The organism is Streptomyces alanosinicus, from assembly GCF_014650595.1.
In the GTDB taxonomy this organism is placed as follows: Bacteria; Actinomycetota; Actinomycetes; order Streptomycetales; family Streptomycetaceae; genus Streptomyces; species Streptomyces alanosinicus.
Window position 1 is genome coordinate 76292 of record NZ_BMVG01000030.1, and the last position, 7022, is coordinate 83313.

Consider the following 7022-nt stretch of genomic DNA (forward strand, 5'->3'; position numbering starts at 1 on the left):
GGGTTATTCCGGACACCACCCGCGGGCCTCGTCAGGGGACGAGAACCAGCCGCCCGCGCGCCCCGCCCTCGGCCAGCCGCGCATGCGCCTTCGCCGCCTCGTCCAGGCCGTACGCCTGCGCCACCCGCAGCGTCAGCACCCCCTCGTCCACCAGCCGGACCAGCTCCGCGAGCTGCGCCCCGTCGGCCCGCACCCAGACGTTCTCCATGCGCACCCCGCGCGCCGCCTCGGGCAGCACCCCGTCACGGACCGCGACGAACGCACCGCCGTCCCTCACCCACTCCAGCGCGGGCGCCCCGAGCACGGCGGCGTCCAGCACCGCGTCCACGCTGCCCGGTGCGACCCCGTCGGAGGTGAAGCGCGCGGCCCCCAGGGAGCGCACCAGCTCCTCGTCACCGGCGCGCGCGTGCCCGACGACCTCGATCCCGCGGTGCGCGGCCAGCTGCACCGCGAATCCGCCGACCGCCCCCGCAGCCCCGGTCACCAGCAGCTTCCCGCCCGGACGGAGGTCCAGCAGGTCCAGGGCCTGCAGCGCGGTCAGCCCGTTCAGCGGCAGGGTGCCCGAGTGCACCGCGTCCACCGAGGCGGGCGCCACGGCCACCGCGCCCGCGTCCACGACGACGTACTCGGCGTGCGAGCCCAGCGGATCGGCGAGCCCCGGCGCCAGCGCGACCACCGCGTCGCCGACGTTCCAGGCGGCGGCCACACCCGCCGCGTCCACCGTGCCGGCCACGTCCCAGCCGAGGCCCAGGTCCTTGCCGGCCCCGCCGAAGACGCCCGCCCGGACGGCCGCGTCCACCGGGTTCAGCGCGCCCGCGGCCACCTTGATCCGCACCTGCCGCGCGCCCGCCTCCGGGACCGGCACCTCCACGATCTCCACGGCCTCCGGACCACCGAACGTCCGCACCACAGCAGCGCGCATGTCAACTCTCCTCTACCGCAAGGCATTTGATGGCTTTCGCGGCATCTTTCCGGCCGCACCGCCAACCGTAGGAGAGCTACTATCGATCGGTAAGTAGTTACCTGAGAGTGCGTAGCCGACCCCGAGGTGAGAGCCCATGGCGACCCTGACCGCCGCCCAGCGGCGCGAACAGGCCCGCGCCGACTACGACGCCTTCCTGCGCGAGTGCCCCACCAACCAGCTCCTCGGCCGGCTCAGCGACAAGTGGGTCAGCCTCGTCGTCGCCGCCCTGGCCGCCGGCCCCCTGCGCTACAGCGACATCGGCCGCAAGGTCGCCGGCGTCAGCCCCAAGATGCTCACGCAGACCCTGCGCACCCTCGAACGCGACGGCATCCTCAGCCGCACGGTGACCCCGTCCGTCCCGGTCCGTGTCGACTACGCGCTCACCCCGCTCGGCGCCAGCCTCGCCGGCCTGCTGACCGCCGTGAAGGACTGGGCGGAGACCCACTTCGATGAGGTACGCACGGCCCGCGAGCGCTACGACAGCGAGAACCCCGGGTAAGAGAACCCCGGACAACGAGAACCCCGGACAAGGCGCGGAACCGGACACGGCTCGGAACCGGATGCGGCTCAGAAGGCGTACGGGTCCCCGGTGCCGAGCACGAGCACCTTCTGCCGGTCGTTCGCCCGGTTCTTGTCCACCGCGCCGCCCGCCCACGCCGTGTCGGTCTCCAGCGTGACCTGCGAAGGCTTCTCCTTCAGCCGCACCGGCAGATCCAGTTGCTCGCCCACCGCGTTCGCGGCCAGCGCGCCCGTCGCGCACACCACCGTCCGCTCGTCCTCCCGGGCACACCGGGCCGGCAGCCGCTGCGCCGCGGCCAGCGCCACCGACCAGCGCAGCCGCACGGTCGAGTCCGTCACGGCGGCGGGCCCGTTGTTGCGCGGCGTCAGCTTCACCGCCACCTTGTCGCCGCTGAGCACCGCGGTCCCGTGAAAGGCCAGATCGGCCTCGGGCACGGGCGCCGGAGCGGCCAGGGCTGCCCCCGGCACCAGCACCGTCCCGGCCAGGGCCCCCGCCGCACACCACGTCCACGTCCGCATCCGCACGCCGCTCACCACTCCACTCTCGCGATCCGACTGCCGTACGGATGTATGCCACGAAGCCTCCGGGACAGACGCCGTCCAACAGGTGACAAGGGCCCTGACAGGTGGCAAGGGCACCGCGCGGGCCGGGCGCGCCCCCGTGCCAAGCTGCTGCCATGTCGATCCTGCGCTCCGCCGCCCTGTTCGTCGTCGCCGCCGTGTTCGAGATCGGCGGCGCCTGGCTGATCTGGCAAGGGGTGCGCGAGCACCGGGGCTGGCTGTGGATGACCGGCGGGGTCCTCGCCCTCGGCGCGTACGGCTTCGTCGCCACCTTCCAGCCGGACGCCCATTTCGGCCGCATCCTCGCCGCGTACGGCGGGATCTTCGTGGCCGGCTCACTGCTGTGGGGCGCGATCGCCGACGGCTACCGCCCCGACCGCTTCGATGTGACCGGAGCACTGATCTGCCTCGCCGGTATGGCCGTGATCATGTGGGCGCCGAGGAACGGCGCGTGAGCCTCACTTAGGCTGGACGGAGCCACCGTCGGCATACCGCCGCATCATCAGAGGAGCTGCCCATGGCCCCCGCCTCCCGCATCGCCGTCGTCACGGGTGCGAGCAGCGGCATCGGTGCCGCCACGGCCCGGCGGCTCGCGAAGGCCGGCTACCGCGTCGTCCTCACCGCTCGCCGCAAGGACCGAATCGAGGCACTGGCGGAGGAGCTGACCAAGGCGGGCCACTCGGCGGTCGCGTACCAGCTGGACGTGACCGACCGCGCCGCGGTGGACGAGTTCGCCACGGCCTTCGAGACGATCGGCGTCCTCGTGAACAACGCGGGCGGCGCGCTCGGCGCGGACCCGGTGGCCACCGGCGACCCGGCCGCCTGGCGCTCGATGTACGAGACGAACGTCATCGGCACCCTGAACCTCACCCAGGCCCTGCTGCCCAAGCTCGAAGCGAGCGGCGACGGCGTGATCGTGATCGTGTCCTCCACCGCCGGCCACGGCACGTACGAGGGCGGCGGAGGCTATGTCGCCGCCAAGCACGGCGAGCACGTCCTCGCCGAGACCCTCCGCCTGGAGATCGTCGGCCGGCCGGTCCGCGTGATCGAGATCGCGCCCGGCATGGTCAGGACCGACGAGTTCGCCCTGACCCGCTTCGGCGGGGACGAGGCGAAGGCGGCCAAGGTCTACGAGGGCGTGGCCGAACCCCTGACGGCGGACGACGTGGCGGAGACGATCACCTGGACGGTCACCCGCCCCAGCCACGTCAACGTCGACCTCCTGGTCCTGCGCCCCCGCGCCCAGGCCTCCAACACCAAGGTCCACCGGGAGCTGTCATGACGGACCCCTCCCCCGAACCCGCCGACTCCCTCGACTCCTTCGAGAAGTCCCTGGAACAACGCCGCCTCGCCCAGGAGACGAAGGACGAACGAAGGGTCTGGTGGTTCCTCGGCTACTTCCTCTTCGGCATCCACATCGTGGCGTTCGTCATGATCTACGCCGTGCGGCACGGTCACTGACCGGGGTCAGCCCTTCACACACACGACCTGCTTCAGCTTCGCCACGACCTGCACCAGGTCCCGCTGCTGGTCGATGACCTGGTCGATCGACTTGTAGGCGCCCGGGATCTCGTCCACGACGCCGGAGTCCTTACGGCACTCCACGCCCCGGGTCTGGTCCTCCAGGTCCTTCGTCGAGAAACGCTTCTTCGCCGCGTTACGGCTCATCCGCCGACCCGCGCCGTGGGAAGCCGAGTTGAAGGCCTTCTCGTTGCCGAGGCCCTTCACGATGTACGAGCCCGTACCCATGGAGCCCGGGATGATCCCGTACTCCCCGGAGCCGGCCCGGATCGCTCCCTTACGGGTGACGAGCAGGTCCATGCCCTCGTACCGCTCCTCCGCCACGTAGTTGTGGTGGCAGGAGATCTCCGGCTCGAAGACCGGCTTGGCCTTCTTGAACTCCTTGCGGATCACGTCCTTCAGGAGCGCCATCATCAGCATGCGGTTGTACTTGGCGTACTCCTGCGCCCAGAACAGGTCGTTGCGGTACTCCGCCATCTGCGGGGTGTCCGCGACGAAGACGGCCAGATCGCGGTCCACCAGGCCCTGGTTGTGCGGGAGCTTCTGGGCCACGCCGATGTGATGCTCGGCGAGTTCCTTGCCGATGTTGCGGGAGCCGGAGTGCAGCATCAGCCAGACCGCGCCGTCGTCACCGACGCACACCTCGGTGAAGTGGTTCCCGGAGCCGAGCGTCCCCATCTGCTTGTGGGCCCGGTCCGCACGGAACTTGACCGCGTCCGCGACCCCGTCGAACCGGCCCCAGAAGTCGTCCCAGCCGGCCGTGGCCAGCCCATGGAAGTCCCCCGGCGCCACGGGGTCGTCATGCATCCCCCGGCCCACCGGAATCGCCTGCTCGATCTTCGACCGCAGCCGCGACAGATCCCCCGGCAGGTCGTTCGCCGTCAGGGACGTCCGCACGGCCGACATCCCGCAGCCGATGTCCACGCCGACCGCAGCCGGGCACACCGCGCCCTGCATGGCGATCACCGAGCCGACCGTCGCGCCCTTGCCGTAGTGCACGTCCGGCATCACGGCCAGACCCTTGATCCACGGCAGGGTCGCCACATTCTGCAGCTGGCGCAGGGCCACGTCCTCGACCGTCGCGGGGTCCGTCCACATCCGGATCGGCACCTTCGCGCCCGGCATCTCCACGTACGACATAACTTCCTCATTCCCCCGGATACAACAACAAAAGACTTAAAAGCACCAAAGCGCAAAAACGGCACCAGGGTCGATGAAAAGGGACAAGGGACCGGCGGCCACAGCAGCGCGTGCGATACACATTGTCTCCAGGGGGCGCCCCGCTGCGGCAAGCGAATAACCAGCGGGGACACTGGAGCACCGAGCGAGCGCACACCCGAGAGGAGCCCGACCGTGCAGCGGAAGGCGTACGTAACCGGCACCGCCGCCCTCCTTGCGGCACTGCTGGTCGGCTGCACGAGCGGCTCGGGCGGCGACAGCACGACGGACAACGCCAATCCGGGCGAGACCGGCACGACCACGGCGGCCGCCCAGCCCGGCAAGTACCGCACGCTGCCCGAACCCTGCGGCGCGGTCGGCCACGACAGCCTCAACGCGATGCTGCCCGGCATCAAGGAGATCACCGACCCCGACCAGCGGGACAAGGCCTACCAGGGCGAGGCCGCGCTGACCTACGACACCGACCGCAAGGTCGGCTGCCACTGGAAGGTGGAGTCCGCCGACGCCACCGACCGCCTCTCCGTCGACTTCGAGCGCGTGGTGTCGTACGACAACACGGTCAGTGACGACGACCAGGCGCAGAAGCTGTTCGAGGACAAGGAGACGGCCGCCGACCTGCCCGAGCCGAGCGGCTCCTCGGCACCGGCCGGGACGCCCACGCCCTCCGCCACGTCCACGTCCGCCGCGCCGTCCGCGACCGCGTCCGGCACCCCGTCGGCCCCGGCGAGCCGCGCCGCCTCCGGCTCCGGCTCCCCGTCCGCCTCGGGCTCTCCCTCGGGCTCGCCCTCCGGCTCTCCCTCCGGTTCCGCCTCCGACGACGCCTCCGCGGCCGATCTGCAGCCGCGGGTGCTGTCCGGTCTCGGTGACGAGGCGTACATCAACGATCAGCTCGGGTCCGGTTCGACGGCCGAGCCGCGGACGGTGACTGTGGTGTTCCGCACGTCCAATGTCATCGTCACCATCGAGTACGAGGAGCAGCCGATGGCCACCGGAACGGTCCCAGACAGCAAGGAAATGCAGGACACAGCGCGTGAACTGGCCTCTCAACTGGACGACGCGCTGGGCGGTTGACGGCACCCGGAGCCGCTCGCCCCACCGTGTGCGAAGCACCCGAACCGAAACCGCACAGCTCCTTCACCGCGTACCGTGGGCCCCCGCAAGGACCCGAACGACCACCGAGCGTCACGAGTGAAGGAACCATGCAACGAGCAGCCCAGACAGACGACCGTGCCCAGCGACAGATGCGTGGCAAGCGCCTGAGCCGTGCGCTTGTCTGCGCGGCAGCCGTTCCGGCGGTGCTGATCACCGCCGCCTGTTCGTCGGGCTCGGGCGACGCCAAGGGCAAGGGCACGGACAGCAGCGCGCGGCAGTCCGCGAGCGGCAGCACCTCGCCCTCGACGAGCGCGTCCCCGACCGTGCAGGCGGCCGCCTACAAGAAGCTTCCCGACGCGTGCGCGGTGGTGTCGAAGAAGACCCTGACGGACCTGGTCCCGCAGGGCACTTCGGGCAAGAAGGGCAGTTCGGACGATCCGTCGTCGCGGGCGTCCTGCTCCTGGTCCAGCCTGGACAACAACGGCGTCAAGGGCTCGCAGTTCCGCTGGCTGAACGTGTCCCTGCTGCGCTTCGACTCCGACACCACGCGCGGCTCCGCTGAGGCACAGGCCCACACGTACTTCACCCAGCAGGTCAAGGACGCCGCCGCGGTGGACGGCGCGAAGAACGCCAAGGAGACCCCGCTGTCCGGCACGGGCTCGGAGGCGACGGCCGTGCGCTACGACCTGAAGAAGAAGGAAGGTCTGTTCAAGCAGCAGACGGTGGTCGCGCGCGTCGAGAACGTGGTCGTCACGCTCGACTACAACGGCGCCGGTCTGGCGGGCGAGGACACCCCGGACGCCGACGATCTGACGAAGTCGGCGGAGCAGGCGATCAAGGAGGCCGTCGGCGCGGTGTCGTCCGCCAACAGCGGCTCCGCTTCGGGCGGTTCGGGCTCGGGCTCCTCGGCCTCCCCGTCCAAGTCGCCGTCTTCCAGCGCTTCTCCGTCCAAGTCGGCCGCGAAGAAGAGCTGACCGAGTGGGCCCGAAGCCCTGACCGGTAACCCACGCGCCCTCCGCGTGTGCCACCCTGTTGCGCGCAACAACAGGCAAGGGGAGGGGAGTACGAGTGGCCGCGCCACCGCAGCTGACTCGGATGCACCGCATACTCATAGGCGTGGTCGTTTCCGGCGCCTTGATCATCGCCGGGATCGGCTTCGCCGGCTCGTACGCGGCCGTCCGTGAGC

At 70.7% G+C, this 7022-nt stretch carries 9 protein-coding genes; 6 read left to right on the forward strand and 3 right to left on the reverse strand.

Annotation, left to right across the window (positions count from 1 at the left end):
- Positions 1–31: 31 nt before the first annotated feature.
- Positions 32–922, reverse strand: a complete 891-nt coding sequence (locus IE277_RS35840; protein WP_189957925.1) for an NADP-dependent oxidoreductase — start codon at positions 920–922, stop codon at positions 32–34.
- A 136-nt stretch (positions 923–1058) separates the two neighbouring features.
- Between IE277_RS35840 and IE277_RS35845 the strand changes: the two genes are divergently transcribed.
- Positions 1059–1463, forward strand: coding sequence for a winged helix-turn-helix transcriptional regulator (locus tag IE277_RS35845; protein ID WP_189957926.1), 405 nt, complete (start codon positions 1059–1061; stop codon positions 1461–1463).
- A 68-nt stretch (positions 1464–1531) separates the two neighbouring features.
- Here IE277_RS35845 and IE277_RS35850 read toward each other — a convergent pair whose 3' ends face one another.
- Positions 1532–2017: a hypothetical protein gene (locus IE277_RS35850; protein WP_229882208.1), complete on the reverse strand. Its 486-nt coding sequence runs from the start codon at positions 2015–2017 to the stop codon at positions 1532–1534.
- Positions 2018–2160: 143 nt separating this feature from the next.
- On the opposite strand from IE277_RS35850, the gene IE277_RS35855 reads away from it, so the two are divergent.
- The 3 genes from IE277_RS35855 (at position 2161) to IE277_RS35865 (ending at position 3505) form a co-directional block, all read left to right on the forward strand.
- Positions 2161–2499, forward strand: coding sequence for a YnfA family protein (locus tag IE277_RS35855; protein WP_189957927.1), 339 nt, complete (start codon positions 2161–2163; stop codon positions 2497–2499).
- A gap of 62 nt (positions 2500–2561) precedes the next feature.
- Entirely contained in the window at positions 2562–3326 is a 765-nt protein-coding gene (locus tag IE277_RS35860; protein WP_189957928.1) for an SDR family NAD(P)-dependent oxidoreductase, read from the forward strand.
- Positions 3323–3505: a hypothetical protein gene (locus IE277_RS35865; RefSeq protein WP_189957929.1), complete on the forward strand. Its 183-nt coding sequence runs from the start codon at positions 3323–3325 to the stop codon at positions 3503–3505. Before IE277_RS35860 ends, IE277_RS35865 begins: the two co-directional genes overlap by 4 nt.
- A gap of 6 nt (positions 3506–3511) precedes the next feature.
- On the opposite strand, the gene IE277_RS35870 is transcribed toward IE277_RS35865, so the two are convergent.
- The gene (locus tag IE277_RS35870; RefSeq protein WP_189957930.1) at positions 3512–4705 is read right to left on the reverse strand and encodes an RtcB family protein; all 1194 of its coding nucleotides are present in this window, start codon (positions 4703–4705) and stop codon (positions 3512–3514) included.
- Between the two features lie 213 nt (positions 4706–4918).
- Here IE277_RS35870 and IE277_RS35875 point away from each other — a divergent pair, with 213 nt between their 5' ends.
- Both IE277_RS35875 and IE277_RS35880 read left to right on the forward strand, forming a co-directional pair.
- Positions 4919–5815 (forward strand): DUF3558 domain-containing protein, encoded by an 897-nt coding sequence (locus tag IE277_RS35875; protein WP_189957931.1) that lies wholly within the window; start codon positions 4919–4921, stop codon positions 5813–5815.
- A gap of 170 nt (positions 5816–5985) precedes the next feature.
- Positions 5986–6810 carry a DUF3558 domain-containing protein gene (locus tag IE277_RS35880; protein ID WP_189957932.1) on the forward strand — a complete coding sequence of 275 codons (825 nt, stop codon included), beginning with the start codon at positions 5986–5988 and terminating at the stop codon, positions 6808–6810.
- Positions 6811–7022: the final 212 nt, after the last annotated feature.

What these genes read in the sequence shown, in the direction of transcription:
- IE277_RS35840 (WP_189957925.1), bottom strand. Translation starts at nt 922, where the DNA reads ATGCGCGCTGCTGTGGTGCGGACGTTCGGTGGTCCGGAGGCCGTGGAG.
- IE277_RS35845 (WP_189957926.1), top strand. Translation starts at nt 1,059, where the DNA reads ATGGCGACCCTGACCGCCGCCCAGCGGCGCGAACAGGCCCGCGCCGAC.
- IE277_RS35855 (WP_189957927.1), top strand. Translation starts at nt 2,161, where the DNA reads ATGTCGATCCTGCGCTCCGCCGCCCTGTTCGTCGTCGCCGCCGTGTTC.
- IE277_RS35860 (WP_189957928.1), top strand. Translation starts at nt 2,562, where the DNA reads ATGGCCCCCGCCTCCCGCATCGCCGTCGTCACGGGTGCGAGCAGCGGC.
- IE277_RS35865 (WP_189957929.1), top strand. Translation starts at nt 3,323, where the DNA reads ATGACGGACCCCTCCCCCGAACCCGCCGACTCCCTCGACTCCTTCGAG.
- IE277_RS35870 (WP_189957930.1), bottom strand. Translation starts at nt 4,705, where the DNA reads ATGTCGTACGTGGAGATGCCGGGCGCGAAGGTGCCGATCCGGATGTGG.
- IE277_RS35880 (WP_189957932.1), top strand. Translation starts at nt 5,986, where the DNA reads ATGCGTGGCAAGCGCCTGAGCCGTGCGCTTGTCTGCGCGGCAGCCGTT.